This is a genomic window from Microbacterium sp. NPDC003461 (assembly GCF_053588335.1).
In genome coordinates, this window is record NZ_JBSFPT010000001.1 from 143,823 (window position 1) to 167,118 (window position 23,296).

At 69.9% G+C, this 23,296-nt stretch carries 20 protein-coding genes; 7 read left to right on the forward strand and 13 right to left on the reverse strand.

Annotated features, from left to right (window positions below):
* The first annotated feature begins 2 nt into the window (after window positions 1-2).
* The 3 genes from ACWDR7_RS00690 to ACWDR7_RS00700 are packed head-to-tail and all read left to right on the forward strand — an operon-like array spanning window position 3 to window position 5,201.
* Window positions 3-668: a DUF4194 domain-containing protein gene (locus ACWDR7_RS00690; RefSeq protein WP_449853124.1), complete on the forward strand. Its 666-nt coding sequence runs from the start codon at window positions 3-5 to the stop codon at window positions 666-668.
* On the forward strand, window positions 658-3,999 hold the full coding sequence (locus tag ACWDR7_RS00695; protein ID WP_449853020.1) for an ATP-binding protein: 3,342 nt from the start codon (window positions 658-660) through the stop codon (window positions 3,997-3,999). Before ACWDR7_RS00690 ends, ACWDR7_RS00695 begins: the two co-directional genes overlap by 11 nt.
* Window positions 3,999-5,201 carry a Wadjet anti-phage system protein JetD domain-containing protein gene (locus ACWDR7_RS00700; RefSeq protein WP_449853021.1) on the forward strand — a complete coding sequence of 401 codons (1,203 nt, stop codon included), beginning with the start codon at window positions 3,999-4,001 and terminating at the stop codon, window positions 5,199-5,201. Before ACWDR7_RS00695 ends, ACWDR7_RS00700 begins: the two co-directional genes overlap by 1 nt.
* Before the next feature lie 57 nt (window positions 5,202-5,258).
* Here ACWDR7_RS00700 and argG read toward each other — a convergent pair whose 3' ends face one another.
* From argG to ACWDR7_RS00740, 8 genes are all read right to left on the reverse strand, one after another.
* Entirely contained in the window at window positions 5,259-6,701 is a 1,443-nt protein-coding gene (argG, locus tag ACWDR7_RS00705) for an argininosuccinate synthase (RefSeq protein WP_449853022.1), read from the reverse strand.
* 95 nt (window positions 6,702-6,796) lie between these two features.
* Complete coding sequence (locus ACWDR7_RS00710; RefSeq protein ID WP_449853023.1) at window positions 6,797-7,924, reverse strand: hypothetical protein; 1,128 nt, start codon at window positions 7,922-7,924, stop codon at window positions 6,797-6,799.
* Window positions 7,918-8,619: a hypothetical protein gene (locus ACWDR7_RS00715; protein WP_449853024.1), complete on the reverse strand. Its 702-nt coding sequence runs from the start codon at window positions 8,617-8,619 to the stop codon at window positions 7,918-7,920. Before ACWDR7_RS00715 ends, ACWDR7_RS00710 begins: the two co-directional genes overlap by 7 nt.
* Window positions 8,616-9,620 carry a VWA domain-containing protein gene (locus ACWDR7_RS00720; RefSeq protein ID WP_449853025.1) on the reverse strand — a complete coding sequence of 335 codons (1,005 nt, stop codon included), beginning with the start codon at window positions 9,618-9,620 and terminating at the stop codon, window positions 8,616-8,618. Before ACWDR7_RS00720 ends, ACWDR7_RS00715 begins: the two co-directional genes overlap by 4 nt.
* The gene (locus ACWDR7_RS00725) at window positions 9,617-10,600 is read right to left on the reverse strand and encodes a VWA domain-containing protein (RefSeq protein WP_449853026.1); all 984 of its coding nucleotides are present in this window, start codon (window positions 10,598-10,600) and stop codon (window positions 9,617-9,619) included. Before ACWDR7_RS00725 ends, ACWDR7_RS00720 begins: the two co-directional genes overlap by 4 nt.
* Window positions 10,591-11,106, reverse strand: coding sequence for a hypothetical protein (locus ACWDR7_RS00730; protein WP_449853027.1), 516 nt, complete (start codon window positions 11,104-11,106; stop codon window positions 10,591-10,593). Before ACWDR7_RS00730 ends, ACWDR7_RS00725 begins: the two co-directional genes overlap by 10 nt.
* Window positions 11,090-11,983, reverse strand: coding sequence for a DUF58 domain-containing protein (locus ACWDR7_RS00735; RefSeq protein ID WP_449853028.1), 894 nt, complete (start codon window positions 11,981-11,983; stop codon window positions 11,090-11,092). Before ACWDR7_RS00735 ends, ACWDR7_RS00730 begins: the two co-directional genes overlap by 17 nt.
* A gap of 4 nt (window positions 11,984-11,987) precedes the next feature.
* Window positions 11,988-12,980, reverse strand: a complete 993-nt coding sequence (locus ACWDR7_RS00740) for an AAA family ATPase (protein ID WP_449853029.1) — start codon at window positions 12,978-12,980, stop codon at window positions 11,988-11,990.
* A 196-nt stretch (window positions 12,981-13,176) separates the two neighbouring features.
* Between ACWDR7_RS00740 and ACWDR7_RS00745 the strand changes: the two genes are divergently transcribed.
* Complete coding sequence (locus ACWDR7_RS00745) at window positions 13,177-14,859, forward strand: DNA glycosylase AlkZ-like family protein (RefSeq protein WP_449853030.1); 1,683 nt, start codon at window positions 13,177-13,179, stop codon at window positions 14,857-14,859.
* 100 nt (window positions 14,860-14,959) lie between these two features.
* Here the strand turns inward: ACWDR7_RS00745 and ACWDR7_RS00750 are convergent, their stop codons facing one another.
* From ACWDR7_RS00750 to ACWDR7_RS00770, 5 genes are all read right to left on the reverse strand, one after another.
* Complete coding sequence (locus ACWDR7_RS00750; protein ID WP_449853031.1) at window positions 14,960-16,057, reverse strand: ABC transporter ATP-binding protein; 1,098 nt, start codon at window positions 16,055-16,057, stop codon at window positions 14,960-14,962.
* The gene (locus tag ACWDR7_RS00755) at window positions 16,054-16,869 is read right to left on the reverse strand and encodes an ABC transporter permease (RefSeq protein WP_449853032.1); all 816 of its coding nucleotides are present in this window, start codon (window positions 16,867-16,869) and stop codon (window positions 16,054-16,056) included. The genes ACWDR7_RS00750 and ACWDR7_RS00755 overlap by 4 nt, the downstream gene beginning before the upstream one ends.
* Window positions 16,866-17,801 (reverse strand): ABC transporter permease, encoded by a 936-nt coding sequence (locus tag ACWDR7_RS00760; protein ID WP_449853033.1) that lies wholly within the window; start codon window positions 17,799-17,801, stop codon window positions 16,866-16,868. The genes ACWDR7_RS00755 and ACWDR7_RS00760 overlap by 4 nt, the downstream gene beginning before the upstream one ends.
* On the reverse strand, window positions 17,798-18,919 hold the full coding sequence (locus ACWDR7_RS00765) for an ABC transporter substrate-binding protein (protein WP_449853034.1): 1,122 nt from the start codon (window positions 18,917-18,919) through the stop codon (window positions 17,798-17,800). Before ACWDR7_RS00765 ends, ACWDR7_RS00760 begins: the two co-directional genes overlap by 4 nt.
* 186 nt (window positions 18,920-19,105) lie before the next feature.
* On the reverse strand, window positions 19,106-19,819 hold the full coding sequence (locus tag ACWDR7_RS00770; RefSeq protein ID WP_449853035.1) for a Pr6Pr family membrane protein: 714 nt from the start codon (window positions 19,817-19,819) through the stop codon (window positions 19,106-19,108).
* 95 nt (window positions 19,820-19,914) lie between these two features.
* On the opposite strand from ACWDR7_RS00770, the gene ACWDR7_RS00775 reads away from it, so the two are divergent.
* Genes ACWDR7_RS00775 through ACWDR7_RS00785 form a run of 3 tightly spaced genes read left to right on the forward strand, consistent with a single transcriptional unit; the run spans window position 19,915 to window position 23,245 of the window.
* Window positions 19,915-21,387, forward strand: coding sequence for a type I restriction-modification system subunit M (locus ACWDR7_RS00775; RefSeq protein WP_449853036.1), 1,473 nt, complete (start codon window positions 19,915-19,917; stop codon window positions 21,385-21,387).
* Complete coding sequence (locus ACWDR7_RS00780) at window positions 21,384-22,532, forward strand: restriction endonuclease subunit S (protein WP_449853037.1); 1,149 nt, start codon at window positions 21,384-21,386, stop codon at window positions 22,530-22,532. Before ACWDR7_RS00775 ends, ACWDR7_RS00780 begins: the two co-directional genes overlap by 4 nt.
* Window positions 22,532-23,245, forward strand: a complete 714-nt coding sequence (locus ACWDR7_RS00785; protein WP_449853038.1) for an NYN domain-containing protein — start codon at window positions 22,532-22,534, stop codon at window positions 23,243-23,245. Before ACWDR7_RS00780 ends, ACWDR7_RS00785 begins: the two co-directional genes overlap by 1 nt.
* The last annotated feature ends 51 nt before the right edge of the window (window positions 23,246-23,296 follow it).

Below are 23,296 nucleotides of genomic sequence, written 5' to 3' on the forward strand. Positions count from 1 at the left end.
GCATGCAGACGACCGAGGAGATCGAGACCGCGGCCGACGAAGGGCGCTGGCCGGGGGACACCGGCACGCTCGCGCTCGATGCGCGGCGGGCGTTCCTCAGGCTGGTGAAGGGTCCGTACCTTTCGGCCGCGCGCGAGCCCGGTCCATGGGCGGCGCTACTCGCAGACGAGAGGACCGTCCGCTCGCGGCTGCACGATCTCTTCCTCGATCTCGTGATCGACCGCGATGCCGGCTTCGCCTTCGTCCGCAACGCGCAGACCGGCGAGGTCGAGGCACCCGTCGCCGTGCGCAGTGAGCAGCTGACATTCCTCGACACGGCGATGCTGCTCGTCCTCCGGCAGATGCTGCTCTCGGGTGAGGGAGAATCCCGCGTGATCGTCGGGCGGGAGGAGGTCTTCGAGCAGCTTGGGCCTCTGCGCACGGTCGATCGCGACGAGACCGACTTCGGCAAGAGGCTGAACTCCTCCTGGGGAAAGATGAAGAACCGGTTGCGCGTCGTGCACACGGTCTCGGAGGACCGCGTGGAGATCTCGCCAGTGCTGCGCATGCTCGTCGATGCCGAGCAGGTTGCGGCGATCCGCGCCGAGTACGAGCGGGTCGCGCGAGGGGAGTCCGCCCCGGTGACGTCGGGGATCGACACCGGGGCGGAGGATGACGATGCTGCTTGATCTTCCCGCCGCCCAGGCGTCGGACGAGCTTCGGATCGGGCAGTGGCGACTCGCCCGCATCGAGGTCGTGAACTGGGGCACGTTCGACGGTGCGCACCGGATCGAGGTCTCCCGAAAGGGCCACCTGATCACGGGAGCCTCCGGATCCGGCAAGTCGTCGCTTCTCGATGCGATCGCCGCGGTGCTCACGCCCGAGAAATGGCTCCGATTCAACGCCGCCGCGCAGGACGCCTCCTCTCGGGGCAACGATCGTGGGCTCGTCAGCTACGTGCGCGGTGCGTGGAGCAAAGAGGCGGACGAGCATGAGGATCGCGCGGTCGCCAGCTACCTCCGCTCGCGGGCCACGTGGAGCGGCGTGCTTCTGCACTACGAGAACCTGCGTGACGCGCCGGTGACGCTGGTGCGGCTGTTCCACCTGCCCGGCACGAGCACGAGCCGCGCCGATCTCAAGGACGCGCTCGTGATGCTGCGCACGGAGATCTCGCTCACGGACCTCGCGGGGTTCGTGGCGAAGGGCATCGAGGCGAGGCGGCTCAAGGCAGCATTCCCGGAGGGTCTCGTCTCGACGAGCAGCCACGGAGGCTTCTACGCGCGCGTGCGACGCGTTTTCGGGATCGGCGGGGACAACGCCCTGCATCTGCTGCACAAGACGCAGTCCGCGAAGAACCTGGGCGATCTCGACCACCTGTTCCGCACATTCATGCTCGATCGCCCTGAGACGTTCGACCAGGCGCGCAACGCGACCGAGCAGTTCCGGGAGCTGAACACCGCGCACGAGCACGTCGTTGAGCTGCGCCGGCAGGTCGAGCATCTCGATCACCTCGCCGAGGTCGTCGCGGACTATGACCGCGCGGCACGCGAGGTCGGCGAGGCCCAGCGACTGCTCGCCGCGCAGGAGGTTTTCCAGGATCGGTTCCACCTGCAGATTTCCGAGGGGGATCGGGCCGATCAGATCGTGACGCTCGCCCGCGAAACCGAGGCGCGGGACCGAGCCCGTGCCGCCCAGCGGGAGGCGGAGGACGCGCTGCAGGCCGCACGCTTGCGCGAGGCGAACCTGGGCGGGGCGGACGCCGCGTTGCTGCGGAGCCGGATCGAGGACGCCCGGCGCTGGGCGGACCGCATCCGGAAGAACGTCGAGAACTTCGCCGCCGAGTTGTCGGGCGCCGGGATCGAGAGCGTTCCCGGCAGCGCCGCCGATTTCGCCGAGCTGCAGGAGTCGGCGCGTGAGGCGCTCGGCCAGAGGCGAGAGGGCGGCGACGACCACGCAGCGTACGCACGTCACGCCGCGGCCAAGCGCGAGATGACGCGAATCGACGAGGAGCTGACGGCGCTGAAGAACCGCCGAAGCAACATCGAACCGCGCCTGCTCGGCGTACGGGAGCGGCTGTGCGCCGAACTGGGCGTGAGCGAGAAGGCGCTGCCGTTCGGCGGGGAGCTCATCGACGTCCTGCCCGAGTATGCGGAGTGGACGGGTGCTCTCGAGCGCGTGCTGCGTCCGATCGCATCCGCGCTTCTCGTGCGCGACGTCGATCTGCCGCGCGTGCGCCGGTACATCGACGGTTGGCACCTCGGCACGCGGCTCGTCATCGAAGCCGTCCCGGCCGAGGCGGAGGCGCCCCGCCCGGCGGCCGCGCCGCAATCGCTGCTGTACCGCATCCGCGTCACCGACGGCCCCTTCGCGTCCTGGCTGCAGCGCCGACTTTCGGATGCCTACGACATCTCGTGCGTCGACAGTCCCGACGACCTCGATGCAGTCGAGCGCGGCGTCACGATCGCCGGGCAGGTCAAGCTCGCTGCCCGGCGCTACGAGAAGAACGACCGGCATGAAATCGGGGATCGTCGGCACTGGATCCTCGGATCCGACAACCAGGCGAAGATCGACCATCTCTTGGAGCGCCGCCGCGAGATGGAGCGTGAGGAGGGCCTCGCGCTCGCTGTGCTTGAGGAGAGACGCGCGGCCGCCGAGGCCGATGCCGCTCGGCGCGGGGTGCTGCGTCGCCTCCTGACCCAGGACTGGTCCGAGTTCGACGTCGCCGCGGCCCACGCGGCGCTCGAGGCCCGCGAAGGCGAGCTCACCCTTCTGACGGAGCGCAGCAGAGAACTGGAGGAGGCCTCGCGGGAGGTCGCGTCCGCCGAGGCTCTCAAGAAGGAGCGCGACGACGAGGCGGAGACCGCGAGCAGAGCGGCGGCGATCGCCGAGAATGCGCTGCAGCAGACAGACGAGCTCATCGAGCGCCTGACCGATCGGCTCGCCGGGCGCACCCTCGACGACACGGACGCGACCGACCTCGAGGCGCGCTATCGCGCCGTCCAGCGCCGCATCGACGGCACGAACATCGCGCAGGTCGGGGCGGCGGTTGTCAAGCACCTCCACGCGGTCGTTGACGAGAGCGCGAGGAGCCGGTCCCGCGCGGAGGCGGAGTTCGTCCGCCTCGCCGCGGAGTTCCGCACGAGGTGGGAGGCTGCCGCGGCCGACCTCGCGCCCCATATCGACGACCGCGGGGGCTTCCTGGCGTTGCGGGAGGCGATCCGCTCTCGCGGCCTGCCCGATCACGAAGAGAACTTCCGGCGGCTGCTCCGCGAGAAGTCACGCGACCTCATCGGTCATCTGCTCAAGGAGATCCGCGATGCGCCGAAGGAGATCGAGGAGCGGATCGATCCGGTCAACGCCTCGCTCGGCCGCTCCCTGTTCGATGTCGACCGGTTCTTGAGGATCCGGGTGAAGGTGAAGAGGCCCCCGGAGGCGATCGAGTTCATCGGGCAGCTCAAGAGCATCGTCGACGGCTCCTTCGACCAGGACGACGCCAGGGCCGAGGAGCGGTTCACCGTGCTGAAGAGCGTGATGGACCGACTCGAATCAGCCGACAACGGTGACCGTATCGATGCCCTGTGGCGGCAGCGCTGCCTCGACACCCGCGAGCACGTGACCTTTCAGGCTCAGGAGGTCGACCGGGCGGGGCGTGTGCTGAACGTCCACGACTCGAGTGCCGGGCTGTCCGGCGGGCAGAGGCAAAAGCTCGTGATCTTCTGCCTCGCGGCCGCCTTGCGGTACCAGCTCACGGACGACGACCAGGACGTGCCCACCTACGGCACGATCGTGCTCGATGAGGCGTTCGACAAGGCGGACAGCCAGTACACGCGCATGGCTATGGATGTCTTCCGCGAGTTCGGGTTCCACATGATCCTCGCCACGCCGCAGAAGCTGCTGCAGACGATCGAGCGGTACATCGGCGCCGTCACCAGCGTCTCGAATCCCACGCGCCGGCAGTCGCTTCTGGCGAACGTCCCCTTCGAGGAGGCGGCCACCGGCGTGATCGGAGGAGCGGACTGATGCCGGCGCCCGTCACCGTCGACGAGGCGCGCGCCCGAGCGGCCAAGCTCGTCGAACGGGATCGGCGGGGCTGGGCGGCCGCAGGCGATGGCGCCGGCGCTGCCTGCGAGATCCCGCTGCGTCCGCCGAATGAGCGGGCCGCGTTGGCCGACCCCCGTGCCGCGGCAGAGTGGGCGGCAGCCTGGCGTGCCGTGGGCGGCGACGGGGTCGTCGTGCGATGGAGCTCGCGGAGCTGGCCGAGCATGGGGCGGCAGGAGATCCCGGAGAGGGTGATCCTGACCGGCGCTGACGCGATCGCGCGCTTCGCCGGCCGCGATGTGGCAGGCGACTGGGCGCGGCTGCGGGACCGCGCGCAGGCGCTTCGGGAGCGTCTCGGAACCCCTGGCGGGCGCGGCGGCGAGCTCGGCCGCGCGCGGGACGGCGCGGAACCCGAGTCCGCGTTGGTCGATGCGATCCGACGCCACGGCACCGCCATCGATCGCCTCGATGATCCCGACTTCGCCCTCCTGCTGCACGTGCTCTGCTGGTTGCGTGAGAACCCGTCCTCGGGATACCGGCTGCGACAGGTGCCGATCCCGGGTATGCACACCAAGTGGCTCGGGGCCCGGCGGGCTCTCGTCGAGGGGCTTCATGCGGCGGTCACGGGCAGCGTTTCCCTTGGGCTCGTGGGCGCCCCCGAGACGGTTCGTGTGCGCTTCCTCGACCCGTCATCGCGCCCGGGCGGGCTGACGGATGTGACCGCGCCGATCCAGGAACTCGCGGCCATGACGATCGCGCCGGACACGGTGCTCGTCTTCGAGAACCTCGAGTCGGTGCTCGCCCTGCCGGACTGGCCCGGAGCGGTCGCGATCCATGGGGCAGGCTACGCCGTCCCGGTCCATGCGATCCCGTGGGCGCGGCGCGGGCGAGTCGTGTACTGGGGAGACCTCGATGCCGACGGCTTCGCGATCCTGCACCGCCTGCGCGCCCACGGAGTCGAGGCCCGCAGCGTCCTGATGGATGAGGAGACTCTGCTCGCCTACCGCGACCTGTGGGTGCCGGACCCCGGGGGTGTCGCCCGTCGTGCGCTGCCGACCCTGACCCCGGCAGAGCAGCGAACCCTCGATCGGATCGCGGACGAAGGCGGTGTGCGCCTGGAACAGGAGCGCATTCCATGGCCGGCCGCGCTCGACGCGCTCCGCGCGGCGGCCATTCGTTCCTGACCGCCCCCGCGCCCGTGCCACCCTCGACGTCGCCACGGGCTGAGTTTGTTCGCGAGCTCAGTCGGTGCCGGAGTCGAAGGCCGCGGCCTCGCCGACCTCGTCCATCGCCGAGGCGGCCTGCTCGCCCGCCGGGCTGAGAGGCACGGCCGACTCCACGATCGCGCCGGCCTCGCCGCGCTCGAGCGCGCCGATCAGCTCGCCCGTGGCGCCGCCGATGATGCCGCGGGCCACGTAGCCCTCCAGCCGCGCGCGCGAGTCGGCGATGTCGAGGTTGCGCATGGTGAGCTGGCCGATGCGGTCGGTCGGCCCGAAGGCGGCGTCGCCCACGCGCTCCATCGACAGCTTCTCGCCCGCGTACGACAGGGCCGGGCCGCTCGTGTCGAGGATCGTGTAGTCCTCGCCGCGGCGCAGGCGGATCGTCACGGTGCCCGAGATGGTGGATCCGACCCACTTCTGGATCGACTCGCGCAGCATGAGCGACTGCGGCTCGAGCCAGCGGCCCTCGTACATGAGGCGGCCGAGGCGGCGGCCCTGCTCGTGGTACGTGGCGAGGGTGTCCTCGTTCACGATCGCGTTCACGAGGCGCTCGTAGGCGATGAACAGCAGCGCCATGCCGGGCGCCTCGTAGATGCCGCGCGACTTGGCCTCGATGATCCGGTTCTCGATCTGGTCGCTCATGCCCAGGCCGTGGCGGCCGCCGATCGCGTTGGCCTCCTGCACAAGCGCGACGGCGTCGGGGAACTCGCGGCCGTTGATGGCGACGGGGCGGCCGGCCTCGAAGGTCACGGTGACGTCCTCGGTCGCGATCTGCACCTCCGGGTCCCAGAACCGCACGCCCATGATGGGCTCGACGGTCTCGAGCGAGACGTCGAGGTCCTCGAGGGTCTTGGCCTCGTGCGTGGCGCCCCAGATGTTCGCGTCGGTCGAGTACGCCTTCTCCGTCGAGTCGCGGTACGGGTAGCCGTGCGCGACGAGCCACTCGCTCATCTCGGTGCGGCCGCCGAGCTGCGTCACGAAGTCGGCGTCGAGCCACGGCTTGTAGATGCGCAGGCGGGGGTTGGCCAGCAGGCCGTAGCGGTAGAACCGCTCGATGTCGTTGCCCTTGTAGGTGGAGCCGTCGCCCCAGATGTCGACGCCGTCCTCCTTCATGGCGCGCACGAGGAGCGTGCCGGTCACGGCCCGGCCGATCGGGGTGGTGTTGAAGTACGTGCGCCCGGCGGAGCGGATGTGGAACGCGCCGCACGCGAGCGCCGACAGGCCTTCCTCGACGAGCAGCGGCTTGCAGTCGATGAGCCGCGACTTCTCCGCGCCGTACTGCAGCGCGCGCTCCGGGATCGACGCGATGTCGTCCTCGTCGTACTGGCCGAGGTCGCCCGTGTACGTGTAGGGGACCGCGCCGGCGTCCTTCATCCAGGCGACGGCGCAGGAGGTGTCGAGACCTCCCGAGAAGGCGATGCCGACGCGCTCGCCGACGGGCAGGGACTGAAGGACGTTCGACATGGCCTCAATCCTAGGCGGCGCGCGACGGTGCGCCCCGTCTCGGGAGGCGCCGCCGCAGGCCGGCCCCGCCGCGGGGCGGTCGCGACCGACCGCGGTCACGGCACGGGGCTCTCCTCGAGGCGCTGCTCGAACTCCTCCACGTCGCCCTCGCTGAGCAGCTGGCGGCCGAGGAAGTACAGCTGCAGCCCCTCCAGCGGCGCGCCGCTGCGGGCCTGGTCGGCCTCGGCACGCTGGCGGAACACGCCGGTGTCGTCGTGCGTGAGGTCGGTGAGTGTCGCGTACATGAGGTTCGGATCGGGGGCGCCGCCCGATCCGTACGGATCGTCGTCCGAGATCTCCGTGTAGTACTCCCACACGGTCTGCGTCTCCGGATCGGCGGATCCGTACAGCTTCTCGAGGGTCTCCTCGCTGATCCCCTGCGACTCGTTCAGCGGATACAGCGTCCAGTAGTTGCCCGCGTCGAGCAGCACCTCGTCGATGGCGGCCATGACGGCCCGCTTCTGCGACAGCGAGCGGATCGGCTGCTCGGTGGCCCAGACGGGTGCGCTGTACTCCACGAGCATCGACTCGCCGCCGTAGCCGTTGCGCTCGGGGCGGGTGCTCTCGTCCGAGATGCGCACCCAGGTGAACCCGAACTGCGCCGACAGCTCCTCGCGCACGAGCCGCGACAGCTCCTCGAAGCGCGCGCTCACCTGCTCGAGCGAGTCGGCCTCCCGCACGAGATCCGGATCGACGTCCCGGATGCCGGGGTACGCGCGCTCGCCCTGCTCCTCGACCGTGGTGCCGTCGTAGGCGCCGGCCGCCGACGAGCGCAGCGCGCTGGCCGCGCCGATCGTGCCGACGTTCAGGATGACGGTCGTCGCGAGGGCGATCGCGGCGATCGTGCGGGCGCTCGGAACGAAGAGCGCCGCCACCACCACGGCGACGACGACCAGCTGGAGGGCGAGCATGGTCGTGCCGTAGATCGCGTCGGTCGCGCCTTGCGCGAGCATCACGAGCAGCGCGAGCGCGAAGAGCGCGGCCGCCCCGAGCGCCGCCCAGCCCATCCAGTGCCGGGCGGGGCGCTGCCGCGGCGTCGCCTGTGGCGGCAGCGGCGCGCCGAGCGGCGCCAGCTCGGGCGCGAACGGCGAGGAGGGGAACCGGCGCGGGCGCTCGTAGCCGCCCGGCGGCGGCGTGGGCGGAGCGCCGTCGTGGTTCGAGACGAAGCGCGCGCGATTCACCATGGCTTGTCCGTTCCGCCGCCCGATCCCTCGCCGTCGTCGCCGCCCTGCTCGCGCTCCTCGGCGCCGTCCTCGAGCTTCTGCTCGATCTCGTCGAGCTTGTCCTGCTGCTCCTGCTCGCCCGGCTGATCCTGCTCGTCGCCCTCGGATCCGTCGTCCGGCGGCGGCTGCTCCTGCTGCTTCCGCTGCAGACGATCCTGCTGGTCGTCCTGCGTCTGGGAGTTGTCGCGCTCCGGATCGGGCGACTGCTCGTTCGCCTCGGGGGTGCGGCACTCCTCGGGCAGCGACGCGTTGAGCGCGAGGGCCTCGGCGTAGAACTCCTGGGCCTCGGCCGGGTCGTCGGCCGCGTCGCCCTGGCGCTCGATCACGAGCGCCAGGTTGAGCTGCACCGCGCACACCTCCAGGCCGTGCGCGAGCGGCAGCGCCCGCTCGAACTGCGCCCGCGCCTCGGGCAGTCGCTCCATGCCGGCGAGCCCGACGCCCTGGTTGTACGGCGCCTTGTACGGCTCGAACCAGTTCAGTGGCTCCTGCCCCTGCGCGGCCGCGACGGTGCGTGCCGGGTCGCCCTGCACGTGGGCGGTGACGGACTGGTGCGCGAAGGCGTACATGCTGAGGATCTTCACCACCACGACGAGGCCGACGAGGGCGAACGGCGCGACGCCGAGCAGCAGCCAGAGGCGCAGGCGCGAGCGCGTCATCGGGTTCCTCCCTTCGCGGGGGCGGCCAGCCGCAGCGTGCGGCCGACCCGGGCGGACGCGATGAGCACCTCGGTCAGGAGGAGTCCCGCGACCACGAGACCCAGGATCCACGACAGCTCGGTGCGCGCGCCGGGGGTCTCCTGATCCGCCACCGTCGTCGTCTCGGCGGGCGCCTCGGGCAGCTGCGGCTCCTCACCCGGCAGCCGGTGCTGATACGGCACGCCCAACTGCTCGGCGATCGTGCCGAGCGCGGCCTCGTCGATGCGCGAGAGCGCCGGCTCGCCGGTGGCGGGGTCCTCGAGGTACTCGCCCGTCGGCCCCTCGACGCCCGGCTCGACGCGCGGGATCCGCCCGCCCTCCTCGGTGCCGTAGCCGAGCACGGCCCCGCCGTCGACGAGCTCGGCGCTCGCCGCGAACGACTCCGGTTCGCCGGTCGCCGTCTGCTCCCCGTCGCCCAGGTAGAACACCATGCGGGCGCGCTCGGCCTGTGACTCCTGCGCGTTGCGCAGGGTCTGCTCGAGCACGTCGGCGGCGATGCCGATCGAGCTGCCGGAGGCCCGGTCGGCCGGCGGCGGCGCCATCACCTCGAGGGAGGCAATGAGCGCGCTCGTGTCGGTCGTGAGCGGCAGCCGCAGCTGCGCGCTGTCGTCGAAGGCGATCAGGGCGAACCGCGCGCCCGGGTACTCCTCGACGATGGCGCGCACGTCCTCGGTGACGCCGTCCATCCGCCGCTCGCCGCTCCAGTCCTCCGCGAGCATGCTCGCGGTGTTGTCGAGCGCGATGACGATGTCGACGTCGGTGGCGACCGAGCGCGCCGCGCCGTCCGGGATGCCGGGCCGGAACGCGAGCGCCGTGCACGCGAGCACGAGCGCGACGCGCAGGATCCACGTCGCACGGTCGGCGCCGGTGCGCGCCCTCGCGAGCGCCCACACGGCCGCCGCGAGCACGGGAAGGCACAGCGCCAGCAGCAGCAGCGGATGCAGGACGGGCAGGAAGGTCACAGCTTCACCCTCCACGCGACGAGGATCAGCACGAGGACGAGCATGAGCGTCACGACGATCCAGAGCGTGGGCTCGTCGGTCCACATCACCTCGATCTCGCCCCGCAGCGCCGTGGCCTCCTCCTGCTGCACCTGGTCGACGATCTCGGCGACGGTCGTCGTGCCGCGCAGGCCGTACGCCTCGCCGCCCGTCGACCGCGCCGCCGCCACGAGCTGCTGCGAGACCTCGTCCTCGTCCTGGATGGGGTTGAGCGAGAACACCCGCACGCCCACCGAGGCGGAGTATGCGGCCGCCTCCTCGAGGGTCAGCACGCTCGCGCCGGCGACCTCGTTGTCGGTGGCGAGGATGATGGAGCGCGAGCGGTCCTCGTCGGAGTGGTCGAACCGCATCGCGCACGCGGCCAGGCCGTCGCCGATGAGCGAGGCGCCCGGGCCGTCGAGCGTGCCCAGCCAGTGCTCGGGCGTGACGTCGCCGTACTCGAAGCTCTCGCGCATCGACTCGAGGTGCTCGCGCACGAACGCGTAGTCGTCGGTGAGCGGGAAGACCTGCACGGGCGAGGCGTTGAAGATCGTCAGGCCGATGCGCTCGCCCTCGAAGCCGTCGACGAGTTCGAGGAAGACGTCGAGCACCTCCTTGTCGACCTCCGTCATCGATCCGGAGACGTCGAGGCACAGCATGATGTCGCGGCTCGTGTTCTCGGGCACGATCGTCTGCGCCGCCATGGGACGCGCCACGACCACGCCGCCGGCGACCGCCGCCGTGCCGGCGAGCAGCGCGATGGCGGCCAGGCCCAGGGCGCGGCGCCGCGTGGCCCGCCGCACGGCGGGGAGCTCGCGCAGCCGCTCGGCGCGCGCCACGAGGCGGCCGTCGCCCCCGCGCGCGCCGCGGCCCCGACGCAGTCCCCACGCCAGGCCTGCGCCGATGGCCACCACGGCCGCCACGGCGATGGCGATGAGGGGCCAGATGCTCGTCAGTGCCATGCGTTCACCACCTCGCGGGCCGCCGAGGCGCCGGCATGCGGATCGATGACGGGACCGCGGGCGAACAGGCTCGGGTAGTAGTGGCGCTTGACCGCGTCGACGAGCGCGGGGTGCACGCCGTGCGCCTCGAGCTCGTCGAGCGACATGACCGGCGCGGCGATGCCGGTGTACTCGTTCACGAACGCGCGGGTCAGACCGCTCAGCTCGTGGTTGGCCCGGCGGGGGCTGAGCGCGCCGTCGGCGTATGCGCGCTCGACCTCGTCGATCCGGCGCAGGTAGTCGCCGCGCAGGGCGTCGAGTGCCTGCGCGGTGGGGCGGCCGTCGTCGGCCGGCGGCGCCTTCACGGGGCGCTCGCGCGTGAGGAACAGGATGAGCCACACGGCCAGCACGATGACGACGAGGATCGCGGCGGCCAGCAGCAGCCAGCCGCCGCCGTACTGCACGGGCGGGTAGAGCTCGTCGGCGGGCGCGGCCAGCCGCGCCGCCGCCTCAGCGCGCGCCGACATGGGCGGCCCTCCTGTGCAGCAGCGCGATGAGCCGCGGCACGACGTCGTCGTGGGTCGACACGTCGGCGTGGCTGATCTCGAGCGCGTTCAGCGTCTCGGCGCGGCGGGCGTCCTCGGCCTCGCGCTCGGCCGCGAGCTCGCGCCGCACCTCCTCGTCGCCGTGCAGGAACTCCGGCACCCGCCAGCCGCTGTCGACGTCGCGCCGGGCGTCGCGCGAGGCCCGCTCGAGCACGGGATCGGCGTCGCGCACCGTGATCCACAGCACGTCGTGCTGCACGCGCAGGCGCCGCAGCGCCGCCTCGTGCTCGTCGGTGAGCGGCGCCTCGTCCGTGACGACGACGATGATCATGCGGCGCTGCACGGTGCGGGCGATCGTGCGCAGCAGCGCCGCGCGGTCGCTCGGGGCCGAGGCCGGGGTGCACGCCGCGTCGATCGTGCGCAGCGCGTGCTCGAGCGCGCCCTCGGACCGGCGCGGCGGCGTGCGGCGCACGTCGGCGGCGTCGCCGTAGAGCACGCTGACGTCGTCGCCGTGGCGCACGCTCAGCAGCCCCAGCGCGCCGACGGTCATGATCGCCAGCTCCTTCTTCGAGGTCTCGTCCGGCGCCACCGCCGCCATCCGCCGTCCCGTGTCGACGGCGAACAGGATCGTGTGCATGCGCGTGGCGCGGGAGCGCTTCACGAGCAGGGTCGATAGGCGTGCGGTGGCGCGCCAGTCGATGTCGCGGATGTCGTCGCCGTGCTCGTAGCGGCGCAGGTCCTCGAAGTCCAGGCTCCGCCCGTGCAGCAGCGACGCGTACGCGCCGTCGAGCGCGTGCATCGACTTGCGCCGCGAGTGGATGAAGAGCTTGCCCTTCACCCGCGTGAGCAGGGTGGTCATGCGGTCACGGGGTCGGGACCGACTGGAAGATCGCGTCGATGAGGTCCTCGCTGCGGATGCCGTCGGCCTCGCCCTCGAACGTGAGCAGCACGCGATGGCGCAGCACGAGGTGGCGCAGCGTGCGCACGTCCTCCGGCAGCACGTGCGTGCGGCCGTTGAGCAGCGCGAGCGCGCGCGAGCACTGCAGGAACGCGATGCTCGCCCGCGGGCTCGCGCCGTACTTGATGTAGCGCGCCTTCTCCTCGCCGATGTAGGGCGCGGGGTTCCGCGTGACATAGCTGATCCCGACGATGTAGTTGCGCACGGCGGGGGAGACGTGGATGCGGCTGGCGACGTCCTGCATCATCAGGACGTCCTCGATCGTCGCGGAGCTCTCGAGGTGGCGCTCCGGGTCGAGCACGCCGGTGTCGATGCGCTGCAGCACCTCGAACTCCTCGGCGGGGCTCGGGTACTCCACGATCTCCTTGATCAGGAAGCGGTCCAGCTGCGCCTCGGGCAGCTCGTACGTGCCCTCCTGCTCGATGGGGTTCTGGGTGGCGATCACGAGGAACGGCTTGGGAAGGTGATGTACCTCGCCGCCGATCGTGGTCTGCCGCTCCTGCATCGCCTCGAGCATGGCGCTCTGCGTCTTGGCGCTCGAGCGGTTGATCTCGTCGAGCAGCACGAAGTTCGCGTGCACCGGGCCGAGCACCGTGCGGAACGAGCCGGTCGAGGCGTCGTACACCTGGTTGCCGGTGATGTCGCTGGGCAGCAGGTCGGGCGTGCACTGGATGCGCTTGAAGTCGGCCGCGATCGTGTCGGCCAGCGTGCTCGCCGCCGTCGTCTTGGCCAGGCCGGGAACCGACTCGAGCAGGATGTGCCCGTTGGCGATCAGCGCGATGAGCAGGCTCGTGCGCAGTCGTTCCTGACCGACCACCCTGCGCGAGTACGCCGTCGCGATGTGGTCGAGCACCTCGCGCGCGCGGGCCAGCTCCTGATCGGTCGGTGCAGTGCTCATCGGTTCCCCTCCGTGTGCCTCCGGCCAGCCTACGTGGGCGCCGCCGACCCGGCCGCGGGGAGTTGTGCCCGGTCGACGCGATGAGGTGTGCGCGACGGGGTCTGCTGTCACTGCGGCCCCGTCGCCGTTCTGGGGAACTTTTGGGTCGGTCCAAAACTTGATTGTCAATGCCCAAATAATTTGGGATATTTGGGATGTGACCCCAAACCAAGTGCGAGCTGTCGTCGCGGCGGGGGAGTCGATCGCCGTCGAGTTCAGATCGGATCGTCCGCGTCTCGCCGACGATCGCATCGTCGAGGTCGTCGTCTGCATGGCCAACGCACAGGGAGGCACGCTGCTGATCGGCGTCGAGGACGACGGGTCGATCACGGGGGCGCAACCGCGGCATGGGGATGTGACGAATCCGCGCCGCCTGCAGGCGATGATCTCGAACAAGACTGTGCCGTCCGTCGTCGTGGAGGTCGAAGTCGTGGCACTCGACGACGTGCATGTGATCCTGGTGGAAGTGCCGAAGGCCGCCACCGTCACGGGCACGTCCGGGGGTCAGTACACACGACGCGGTCTGGGCGGTGACGGTCGCCCGGCATGCTTCCCATTTCTCGCGCACGAGATGCTCGCCTCCCGCATCGAGAGGGGCGAGGTGGACTATGCCGCGATCGAAGAGCCCGGCGCCACTCTGGATGATCTCGACCCCGCGGAGTTCGAGCGTCTTCGACGGCTGGTCGAGCAGTCAGGTGCGCCCTCCGCTCTCGCGACGCTCAGCGACCTCGATATCGGCCGCGCACTGGGCGTGATCGATGGCCACGATGGTGCGCCGCTCATCCGTCGCGGTGCGCTTCTTCTCTTCGGTCAGGCCGAGCGATTGCGTGAGTTCATTCCCACCCATGAGACGGCGTTTCAGGTGTTGTCCGGCACGAGCGTGCGGCAGAACCAGTTCGGAAACGCGCCGCTCCTCAGCGCGGCGGAGGACCTGTACGCGAAGCTCATGAGGTATGACGAAGAGGACGAGCTCGACATCGGTCTGACACGCATCTCGGTGCCGCGAATCCCGGCGGTTGCGGCGCGCGAGCTCATCGCCAATGCGCTGGTGCACAGGGACTACACGATGCAGGGCCCCGTCTCGATCCAGCTCACCGATGAGGAGTTGACGGTGTCGAACCCGGGTGGTCTCCCGCGCGGTGTCACCCTCGACAACCTGCTGTCGACGTCTCAGCCGCGCAGTCGGATTCTGTCGGAGGCGTTCTTCCGTGCAGGGCTGGTAGAGCGAACCGGACGCGGAATCAACCGGGTGTTCGAATGGACGCTCCGCAGTGGGCGTGCTGCACCCGACTACTCGCGAACCGATGCGGACCATGTGGTGGTCACCCTGCCGGTCGGTCGCGCTGACCTCGCCGTTGTGCGCTTCCTCGTCGCGCATGCGGAGAGGCGCGGTCGCCCGTTCTCGGTGGAGGAGTTGCTGGTCCTCCATGCGTTGCAGGACGACCCGCGTCTCACGGTCGGTGAACTGGCGTCGACGGTACAGCGCTCTGAGATCGCCACCCGCGCGGTCCTGACGCGAATGCTCGAGGATGGACTCATCGAAATGCGCGGCAACGGCCGCGGACGTCGATACACGTTAAGCGCAGCGACCTACCGTGAGATCAGCACGCCCGCAGGCTACGTCCGAGTCCGCGCCTTCGATGACGAGCAGCAGGAGCAGATGGTTCTGTCATACGTTCGTTCGCACGGCAGCATCACCCGCGCCCAAGCAGCGCACCTCTGCTCCCTGAACTCGGACGCGGCCAAGAACCTCCTCCGGTCCCTGAAGGCGCGTGGCGTCCTGAAGATGATCGGAGAACGTCGAGGGGCGCGGTATGTGCTCCCAGAAGCGACTGACTGACGCCGGCGTACCTGCCGCCGCTCAGCGCGCGGGGGCTGCCGCCGTCCCGCATCGACAGCGCGGGAGTTCTGCCCGCGGCGGGTGCGCTCACGTGCGTCGACTATGCGACGGGGCGCACCACCACGGGAACCGGGTCGATCCCCACCGTCACGCGCTCGCCGAACTCGAGCCGCTCGGCGGCCGCGTGCTGCAGCCACAGCAACGCGTCCGTCTCGGTGCGCACGAGGGTCCGGCGCAGGGATCCGAGGAAGGTGGATTCCTGCACCACCGCCGGGATCGTGCCGCCCAGGCGCACGTTCTCGGGCCGGACGAGGGCCTCTGCCGCGCCGTCCGGGGCCTGGCCGATCACGGGCAGCGCGACGCCCAGCACATCCGCGACGCCTGACGTCACCGTGGCCGGGACGGTCGACGACAGGCCGACGAACGCCGCCACGAACGGCGTCTGCGGGCGCAGATAGAGATCCTCGGGCGTGCCGATCTGCTCGATCCTCCCGGCGTTCATCACGGCGATCCGGTCGGAGACGGCGAGCGCCTCCTCCTGATCGTGCGTGACGAACACGGTGGTGGTGCCGAGGCGCAGCTGGATGCGGCGGATCTCGTCGCGCAGCTGCACGCGCACCTTCGCGTCGAGCGCGGACAGCGGCTCGTCCAGCAGCAGCACACGCGGCTCGGTGACGAGCGCGCGGGCGAGCGCGACGCGCTGCTGCTGACCGCCGGACAGCTGATGCGGGAACCGGTCGGCGAGGTGCCCGAGCCCGACGAGGTCGAGGGCGTCGCCGGCGCGCTTCGTCGCCTGCGCGCGGCCCACGCCGCGTCGACGCAGGCCGAACGCGGTGTTGTCGACGACCTTCAGGTGCGGGAACAGCGAGTACGCCTGGAACACCATGCCGATGTCACGCTTATTGGTCGGAGTACCGGAGACGTCCTGCCCCCCGAACAGCAGAGATCCGCCGGTGGCCTGCTCGAGACCGGCCAGCACACGCAGAGCCGTGGTCTTGCCGCAGCCCGACGGGCCCAGCACCGACACGAACTCCCCCGGCTGGATGTCGAGGTCGATGCCGTGCAGCACCCGAGTGGGGCCGTAGTCCTTCACGATGCAGCGCAGCTCCACGTGTGTTCCCGCTCCCGCGTCCGCGAGCAGCGCGTTGTCGGATGTGCGCGGCAGCTGGCGTGCGGTGCCGATCGGTGTGGTGGTCATGTCCGATCCTTCGCCTTCCTGCCGGGGCGCGCGGCGCCCCCGCCGACCCCTCCGATGATGAGCAGCAGAACGAAGACGAACACCAGCGCGATCAGCGTGAAGATGGCGGGTGCGTAGACGTCCTGCTTGCTGACGACGACCATCGCCGTCTGCAGCACCTGACGGTTCAGCAGCGACGCGATCGTGAACTCGCCGAGTACGACGGCGACCGAGATGAGCGACGCGGCCAGCAGGCCCTGTCGCAGGTTGGGCGCGAGGACCCGCAGCACCACCGTGACCCAGCCGGATCCGAGCGAGCGCGCAGCCTCCGCGAGGGTACGCATGTCGATCGCGTCGATCGACGCCTGGATGGCGCGGTAAGCGAAGGGCAGCACGGTGACGCCGTACGCGAAGGCCAGCGTCCACGCGCCGGTGCCGAGCATGCGCGACACCTGCAGATACACCGGTGAGAGACCGACGACCAGCACAATCGCGGGGATCGAGATCGGCAGCAGGGCGGCGAACTCGAAGGCGCGCTTGAGCGAGGGGAACCGGAGGTTGACCAAGATGATCGTCGGAGCGATCAGAAGCAGCACGATCAGTGCGGTGACGAGCGCGAGGATCAGTGAGTTGACGAGCCCTGTCCACAGCGGTCTCAGCGTGCCGGCCGCGGCGGGGTCGATCAGCCGCGCCCAGTTCGCGCCGGAGTACCCGTCGCCGTCGCGCAGCGTGTACAGGAAGGTCGCGATCAGCGGGATCAGGAAGAACAGGCCGACGACCACGCCGATGACGCCGCGGGTGACGCGCGACGGTGCGATCAGGCCCGCGCTCATCGCTGCCACCTCGTGGCGCGGCTCTGGATGGCGGAGTAGCCCCACATCACCAGCGCCACGACGACGATCATGCCCACGGCCAGCGCCCCGGCGAGGTTCTCCCGGCCGAGGACAGTCTCGCTCGTGAGCGCCCCGCGGATGTGGAGCGGGATGATCGGCGCGCCCTGGCTGACGAGGGCCGCGGCCGTCGCGTAGGACGAGAATGCGTTTGCGAACAGCAGCAGCAGGCTGGCGAGGAATGCGGGCGCCAGCACAGGGATCCCGATCTGGGTCCAGAACCCGAGCCGCGTGCCGCCGAGGGTCAGGTTGGCCTCGGCCCACTGCGGCCTCAACGCGGTCAGTGCGGGCATGAAGGTGATCACCATGAGCGGCACCTGGAAGTAGATGTAGGGGGCGATGAGGCCCGGCAGGTCGTAGAGCCAGGTTCCCCCGGCGTAGATGTCGATGCCGAGCGCGTTCTGCAACAGCAGCGTGACGACGCCGTTGGTGCCCATCGTGGCGATGAACATGAATGCCAGCATGACGCCGCCGAACTGGGCGAGCACGCCCGCCGCCGCGTCGACGCCACGGCGGATAAGGCTCGCCTCGGGCAGCCCGAGCAGCGCGTAGCAGACCAGCGCCCCGACCACGGCGCCTACGGCGGCAGTGAGGGCGGAGATCCAGATGGTGTTGTAGAAGGCCTCGAGGATCACGGGATCGGCGAGGGCGGACAGGTTGTCGCCGGTGAGCGCACCCGCGCTGTCGAAGAGCCCGGAGCCGAGCGCGAGCACGGTCGGCAGCACGAGGAACAGCACGACATACGCCGTGAACGGCGCGAGGCCGATCCAGGGCAGTGCGGCGCGGAGGGCGCGTTGACGCGGGGCGGGAGCCGCCCCGCCGGCCGCGGAGCCCGCCGGAGCGGGCCTCGCGGCCGGAAGGGTGGCGGCGGTCATCTGATGGCCGAGGCCCACTCGGATCCGAGCAGCTCGCCGGCCGCGGTGCTCTGCTCCTCGGTCGGGACGAACGTCTCGGCCGGGGTTGCGGGGAGCGCAGCGGCGAGGTCTGCGTCGATTGTGCCGGCCTCGATCATGGCGTCCATGCGCGCGGGGCGGGCGCCGCCCTTGAGCCACAGGTTCTGCACCTCGTCGCTGTAGAGGAACTCCTGCCACAGGCGGGCGGCGGCGGGGTGCGGAGCGTCCTTGTTGATCGCCTGGTAGTAGTAGCCGGCGTAGCCCAGATCGTCGAACACGACGACCTTCCAGTCCTCGTTGTCGGCGGTGTGCACCGCGTTCAGGTAGTCCCAGTCGAACACGACCGGCGTCTCGCCGCTCGCGATCGTGGCGGGCGTCACGTCGACCTTGAGGAAGTTGCCAGCGGCGTTGAGCTCCTGGAAGAAGTCGATGCCGGGCTGGAAGTCGTCCAGACCGCCGCTCTTCAGCAGGGCCGCGAGGCCCACGCCGGCGAAGGCCGCGCCGGCCTGGGTCGGGTCGCCGTTGAGCGCCACGGCGCCCTTGAACTCTGCGCCGAGCAGGTCGTCCAGCTTGGTGATCTCCGGGAACTTGGACGAGTCGTAGCCGACGGACATGTACCCGCCGTAGTCGCCCACGAACAGGCCCGTGGGCTCCTTCAGCGCGTCGGGGATGTCGTCCCAGGTCTGCACCTGGTACGGGGCGAACATGTCGGTGTTCTGCAGCGCGACGGTCAGGCCCAGGTCGAACACGTCGGGGGCGTTGTCCTGGCCGGCGTTGTTCTTGGCGGCCTGGATCTCCTCGGCGCTGGAGGCATCCGGAGCGTCCTCCGTGATCGTGATCTCCGGGTAGCGCTCGGCGAACAGGTCGAGGATCTCGCCGTAGTTGGCCCAGTCACGCGGCAGCGCGATCACGTTGAGGGCTCCCTCGGCCTTGGCGGCCTCCTCGAGAGCCTCGAACGAGCCGAAGTCCTCGACGCTCGTGGCGGCAGCGGCGTCGGTCCCCTCGCCCCCGGAGGTGGGGGCCGCCGACGCGCAGCCGGCGAGGGCGATGGCGGACACGGCGGTGAAGCCGAGCGCGGTGAGCAGATGACGACGTGACATTGCGGGTCCTCCGGTGCGGGGCGTGTGTGCGGCGCGAGCGCGCCCGACGTCGCGCTCGGGAGGGCGCGACGCGTCGCACGCTACGCAGGCCGCGTGTCCACTCGGGACACGGCGGGTAAACGGCGCGCGCGGTCTCGGTGAATGAGACGTGACGAGGCGGCGAACCGCGGGGGCGCCTGGTGTACGTCAGCGCGCGGTGAGCGGATCGCCGCGTCGGCCGATCGCCACGACGCCAGACGCTACGACGGCGAAGGCGATCGCGATGCCGACGATGTAGATGGCCACGCCGCCATAGCCGTCTTGCACGTGCGGGTTGAGGAACGGGTACGGGTACCACCACGGGTCGCCGGTGCCGGGGTTCGTCACCAGGTTGGCGCGGACCAGCGTGTACACCGCCCACACGATCGGGTACATCACGACGATGCCGATCGCCGCCCACGGGAGCCCGCGCCGGCGCGGCGCGAACAGCACGTCGAGCAGCAGGAACAGGGGGCCGACCACGTGCAGCACCTCGTTCGACCACGGCACGGTCTGTCCCTGCGGCAGCTCGATGCCCCGCAGCAGCAGGTTGTAGACGATGCCGGTGATGATCATGAAGGTGCTCACGGCCGCCAGGGCAACCGCCAGCCACGCCGGATCGCGCTCCTCCCGCGCAGTCCAGCCGCGAATCGCGGCGATCACGAGCACGATCACCGCGAAAACGTTCGATTCGACGGTGAAGAAGCTGAAGAAGTTCCAGATCACGGTGGGCAGGTGCTGGTCGGCCTGGACGGCGTTGTCCAGTGTGCGAGCCAGCTGCGCCACGACCGCGGCGGCGATGAGCGCGGCGGCGGCGAGGCGCAGGATCCCCCACGTCACCAGCTGAATCCGGATGCGCGAGGCGGCCGTCTGCGTCGTCACGCGACTCACAGTAGCGGGCCGCGTCGGCGGTGCTCGGAGAGAGGCGGCGGGTCGGCGTGCAGGAACGTGTCCGGGCGCAGCCGTAGGCTCGATTCGTGATCACGGGTGAACTCAAGAGCAGGATCGATCGGGTCTGGGATGCGTTCTGGTCTGGTGGAATCTCGAACCCGCTTGAGGTGATCGAGCAGATCACCTACCTGCTGTTCCTCCGCCGCCTCGATGACCAGCAGACCGATGCCGAGCGCGAGCTGCACCTGACCGGCTCGACGTCGCGCCCGATGCCGTTCGGTGAGGGACAGGACCACCTGCGCTGGTCCCGACTGCGTGCCAACGGCGACAGCGCAGCGGTGTACGAAGTCATGTCGGAGGAGGTGTTTCCGTTCCTGCGCGGTCTCGGATCGGAGATCGCGGGGGTGGAGACCACCTACGGCGCTCACATGCGCGACGCGCGCTTCACCATCCCGAGCGCGGCGCTGCTCGGCAAGGTTATGGATCAGCTCGACGGCATCCCCATCAAGGATCGCGACACGAACGGCGATCTCTACGAGTACCTGCTGTCCAAGATCGCCTCGGCCGGCGTGAACGGGCAATTCCGCACGCCGCGCCACATCATCCAGCTGATGGTCGACATGATGGCACCCGAGCCCGGCATGGAGATCGTCGACCCCGCCTGCGGCACGGCTGGTTTCCTGATGGCCGCCTCGGAGTACATCCGCGACAAGCACCCCGAGGCGCTCGTCGACAAGGCGCAGTCGAAGCACTTCCACCACTCGGCGTTCCACGGCTTCGACTTCGACTCCACGATGCTGCGGATCGGGTCGATGAACATGCTTATGCACGGCGTGAACGCGCCCGACATCCGCTACCGCGACTCGCTCGCGGAGGGATCGGTGGACGACGCGGAGTCGTACGACATGGTGCTCGCCAACCCCCCGTTCGCCGGTTCTCTGGACTACGAGGCGACGAGCAAGGAGCTGCAGCGCGTCGTCAAGACCAAGAAGACCGAGCTGCTGTTCCTCGCGCTCTTCCTGCGCCTGCTGAAGACGGGCGGTCGCGCCGCGGTGATCGTGCCCGACGGCGTGCTGTTCGGATCGAGCAAGGCCCACAAGGACATGCGCCGCATGCTCGTCGACGAGCACAAGCTCGACGCCGTCGTGAAGCTGCCGTCGGGCGTCTTCAGGCCGTACGCCGGGGTGTCGACGGCGATCCTGTTCTTCACGAAGACGGGGGCCGGCGGCACCGACGACGTCTGGTTCTACGACGTGCGCAGCGACGGCTTCTCGCTTGACGACAAGCGCACGAAGCTCGAGACGTCGGATCTGCCCGACGTGCTCACCCGCTGGCGGAACCGTGCGGGGGAGAAGGAGCGCGCCCGCACGGAGCAGTCGTTCCTCGTGCCCGCCGACGAGATCCGCGGGCAGGGTTACGACCTGTCCATCAACCGCTACAAGGAGGTCGAGTACGAGGAGGTCGAGCACCGCCCGGTGGCCGACATCCTCGCCGACGTCGAGCGCCTCAATGCGGAGATCGCGGACGGCGTGAAGGAACTGCGGGGGCTGCTGGCGTGAGGGCCGTTACACTCGGTGGCCTGGTCTCGATTCGCAAGGGCCGGAAACCTGGTCTGATCCGTGAGTATCGGCAGGACGGAGACGCTCGTTTATTGCAGGTAGCGGACTTGCGCGGCGATGCAGTCGCTCGCTTTACCCGGCCGACTGCGGATGCAGTCTTCGCACGCAAAGACGACGTGCTGTTGGCGTGGGACGGGGCCAACGCGGGCGTATCGGCGAGTGGCCTCGAAGGAGTCGTGGGGAGCACGATTGGTGTGCTCCGGGTGAACGACAGCGGTGCAGTTGCTCCTGCGTACCTGGCGTGGTTTGTTCGGTCAGCTGAATACTCGTTGCGTGCGCGGGCGAAGGGCGCGACGATTCCGCATGTCGATCCGGCCGTGCTGCGTGCGCTCCGGGTGCCCTTGCCCTCGATCATCGAGCAACGGCGGATCGCGGCGATCCTCGACGCGGCCGACGGGATCCGCGCGAAGCGCCGCGCCCAGCTCGCCCACCTTGACGATCTCCCCCGGGCAATGTTTCGCGAGATGTTCGGAGCATTGAGTGCCGACGCGGTTGTCGCCGACGTGCTGGCCGCCACAAGAGATGCAATCAGGACAGGCCCATTCGGAAGCCAACTTCTGCACGAGGAGTTCGTCGATGAGGGCATCGCGGTGCTCGGACTCGACAACGTCGTGAGCGACGAGTTTCGTTGGGGGGCTCGGCGCTTCATCACACCGGAGAAGTACGCCCAGCTACGTCGATACACCGTCAAGCCCGGCGACGTGCTGATCAGCATCATGGGGACCACGGGGCGGTGCGCGATCGTGCCAGCCGATATCCCGACGGCGATCAACACGAAGCACATCTGCGCTCTGACGCTCGCGACCGACGTCGCCTTGCCGCAATTCGTCCGGGCGGCGTTCCTCTGGCACCCGGCGTCGAGGCGCTACCTGATGCGCGAGACGAAGGGGGCGATCATGGCTGGATTGAACATGGGCATCATCAAGCGGATGCCACTGCCACTGCCTTCGCTCGCCGCGCAGCAGGAGTTCGCCGCGAAGGTCGAGGCGATCCACGCAGAGCGCGCCCGTGTCGCTCGTGCACTCGAAGCCGACGACGAGCTCTTCGCCGCCCTCCAGCACCGAGCCTTCCGCGGGGAGCTGTGATGGCAAAGTCGTCGACGCGGCCGACAGCGGCTGTGTACGTCGACGGCTTCAACCTGTACCGGCGTCTTCTGGAGGGCCAGCCGCAGGACAAGTGGCTCGACCTGGAAGCGCTCGCCACGCGGTTGCTTCCCGAGTTCGAGGTCGTGGCTGTTCGGTACTTCACGGCGGTGATCAAACCGCTGCCCGGCAAGGATCGAAACGCTCCCCAGCGCCAGCAGGCGTACTTGCGTGCACTGCGCACTCTGCCGCGCACGAGCATCTTCGAGGGCAAGTTCCGCGTGGACACACGTGTGATGCCGGTGCACCCGGTCGAGTTGCTCGCAGATGGTTCGGCGAAGACCGTGAGGGTCAAGAAAACGGAGGAGAAGGGGTCCGACGTCGCGCTCGCCAGCATGCTCCTCATCGATGCCATGCGCGGGCTTGCCGACTGCTTCGTGGTGCTGAGCAACGACTCCGACCTCGTGATGCCGATCCGCATGGTGAAGCAGGAACTGGGGCGGCAGGTCGGGATCCTGTCGCCGGTCGACGAGAAGCGCTCGAGCAACGAACTGCGCCAGCTCGACCTCGACCTCTTCCGGCGAGTGCCGGTGTCGGCGCTCGCCGAGTGCCAGCTCCCTGACGAGCTCAGCGACGAGCACGGCACGGTGAGACGCCCCGAGAAGTGGCGCGGAAATTCCGAAGGCCCCGCCGAAGCGAGGCCTTCTAACCAGTAGCCGAAGCATCTGGGGGTGTACGTGTCAGCGTAGCCGATACCGGCAGGTGTG

Excerpts from the sequence above, each read along its gene's own strand:
- ACWDR7_RS00690 (WP_449853124.1), top strand. The coding sequence starts at position 3 with ATGCAGACGACCGAGGAGATCGAGACCGCGGCCGACGAAGGGCGCTGG.
- ACWDR7_RS00695 (WP_449853020.1), top strand. The coding sequence starts at position 658 with ATGCTGCTTGATCTTCCCGCCGCCCAGGCGTCGGACGAGCTTCGGATC.
- ACWDR7_RS00700 (WP_449853021.1), top strand. The coding sequence starts at position 3,999 with ATGCCGGCGCCCGTCACCGTCGACGAGGCGCGCGCCCGAGCGGCCAAG.
- argG (WP_449853022.1), bottom strand. The coding sequence starts at position 6,701 with ATGTCGAACGTCCTTCAGTCCCTGCCCGTCGGCGAGCGCGTCGGCATC.
- ACWDR7_RS00710 (WP_449853023.1), bottom strand. The coding sequence starts at position 7,924 with ATGGTGAATCGCGCGCGCTTCGTCTCGAACCACGACGGCGCTCCGCCC.
- ACWDR7_RS00715 (WP_449853024.1), bottom strand. The coding sequence starts at position 8,619 with ATGACGCGCTCGCGCCTGCGCCTCTGGCTGCTGCTCGGCGTCGCGCCG.
- ACWDR7_RS00725 (WP_449853026.1), bottom strand. The coding sequence starts at position 10,600 with ATGGCACTGACGAGCATCTGGCCCCTCATCGCCATCGCCGTGGCGGCC.
- ACWDR7_RS00730 (WP_449853027.1), bottom strand. The coding sequence starts at position 11,106 with ATGTCGGCGCGCGCTGAGGCGGCGGCGCGGCTGGCCGCGCCCGCCGAC.
- ACWDR7_RS00735 (WP_449853028.1), bottom strand. The coding sequence starts at position 11,983 with ATGACCACCCTGCTCACGCGGGTGAAGGGCAAGCTCTTCATCCACTCG.
- ACWDR7_RS00740 (WP_449853029.1), bottom strand. The coding sequence starts at position 12,980 with ATGAGCACTGCACCGACCGATCAGGAGCTGGCCCGCGCGCGCGAGGTG.
- ACWDR7_RS00750 (WP_449853031.1), bottom strand. The coding sequence starts at position 16,057 with ATGACCACCACACCGATCGGCACCGCACGCCAGCTGCCGCGCACATCC.
- ACWDR7_RS00755 (WP_449853032.1), bottom strand. The coding sequence starts at position 16,869 with ATGAGCGCGGGCCTGATCGCACCGTCGCGCGTCACCCGCGGCGTCATC.
- ACWDR7_RS00760 (WP_449853033.1), bottom strand. The coding sequence starts at position 17,801 with ATGACCGCCGCCACCCTTCCGGCCGCGAGGCCCGCTCCGGCGGGCTCC.
- ACWDR7_RS00765 (WP_449853034.1), bottom strand. The coding sequence starts at position 18,919 with ATGTCACGTCGTCATCTGCTCACCGCGCTCGGCTTCACCGCCGTGTCC.
- ACWDR7_RS00785 (WP_449853038.1), top strand. The coding sequence starts at position 22,532 with ATGGCAAAGTCGTCGACGCGGCCGACAGCGGCTGTGTACGTCGACGGC.